The following is a 1,449-nucleotide window of genomic DNA, read 5'->3' as shown; positions in this document are numbered from 1 at the left end:
GGCTCTTCCGGAATGAGGGTGTAGAGGCGGTGTCGGCCGGGCGCCCAGCGCGAAGTGGCGTGTCGGGGGCCGGGTAGGGGTCGAGGTCTTCCGATGATGGGGGTTCCTACGCCAACCCATCGGGAAGACCTCGACGTGTCTGACGCTACCTTCGCTCGCCCTGACCTGACCACGTTCGCACGCCTGGACGAGCTCGGCCTCGAAGTCATCGGGCAGCGGCTCGAGCCGGATCGCGCGGTCCTGGCATGCCGAGTCGTGGAGCCCGATGAGTGGTGCCGGCGCTGCGGCTGCGAGGGCGTCGCGCGTGACACCGTCACCCGTGAGCTCGCGCACGAGCCGCTGGGTTGGCGGCCCACGACGCTGCTGCTCACCGTGCGCCGCTACCGGTGCACCGGGTGCGGACATGTCTGGCGCCAAGACACCGGTGCGGCGGCCGAGCCGCGAGCCAAGCTCTCGCGCCGGGCTCTGCGGTGGGCGCTGGAGGGCATCGTGTGCCAGCACCTGAGCGTGGCCCGCATCGCCGAGGCGTTGGCGGTCTCGTGGGACACCGCCAACGCCGCGGTGCTGGCCGAAGGGCGCCGAGTCCTGATCGAGGACCCGACCCGGTTCGACGGCGTGAGGGCTATCGGTGTCGACGAACACGTGTGGCGCCACACCCGCCGCGGGGACAAGTACGTCACCGTCATCATCGACCTCACCGGCATCCGCGACGGGACCGGCCCCTCCCGGCTGCTCGACATGGTTGAGGGCCGCTCCAAGCAGGCGTTCAAGACTTGGCTCGCCGACCGCCCGCAGGCCTGGCGCGACGGCGTCGAAGTCGTCGCGATGGACGGCTTCACCGGGTTCAAGACGGCGACCGTCGAAGAGCTACCTGAAGCCGTCGCGGTCATGGACCCCTTCCACGTCGTCCGCCTGGCCGGGGACGCTCTGGACCAGTGCCGCCGCCGCGTCCAGCAAGACATCCATGGCCACCGCGGCCGCAAAGGCGACCCGCTCTACGCCGCCCGCCGCACCCTGCACACCGGCGCCGACCTGCTCACCCAGAAGCAGACCACGCGGATCGAGGCGCTGTTCACCGGTGAGGACCACGTCCAAGTAGAGGTCACCTGGGCCGTCTACCAGCGCATGATCTCCGCCTACCGCGAGCCCGACCGGGCCAAAGCACGTGACCTGATGACCCGCCTGATCGACTCCCTGAGCGGCGGTGTCCCGGCGCCCATGACCGAGCTCCGCACCCTCGGCCGCACGCTCAAGCGTCGCGCCGCCGACGTCCTGGCCTACTTCGATCGCCCCGGCACGTCCAACGGCCCCACCGAAGCCATGAACGGACGCCTCGAGCACCTACGCGGGTCCGCCCTCGGCTTCCGCAATCTCACGAACTACATCGCCCGATCACTCCTCGAGGTCGGCGGATTCAGACCTCGACTACACCCTGGATTCGGATGAGCC

At 69.9% G+C, this 1,449-nt stretch carries 1 protein-coding gene; it reads left to right on the top strand.

Features of this window, described 5'->3' with window-relative positions:
- The first annotated feature begins 135 nt into the window (after nt 1-135).
- A complete protein-coding gene (locus DSZ44_RS18015) occupies nt 136-1,446 on the top strand; it encodes an ISL3 family transposase (RefSeq protein ID WP_110854004.1) in 1,311 nt (436 codons plus the stop codon).
- Nucleotides 1,447-1,449 lie beyond the last annotated feature (3 nt).

This window comes from Georgenia satyanarayanai (assembly GCF_900116375.1).
Lineage (GTDB): Bacteria > Actinomycetota > Actinomycetes > Actinomycetales > Actinomycetaceae > Oceanitalea > Oceanitalea nanhaiensis.
The sequence above is the reverse complement of the archived record's forward strand: the minus strand, read 5'-3'. Positions and strand labels throughout refer to the sequence as shown.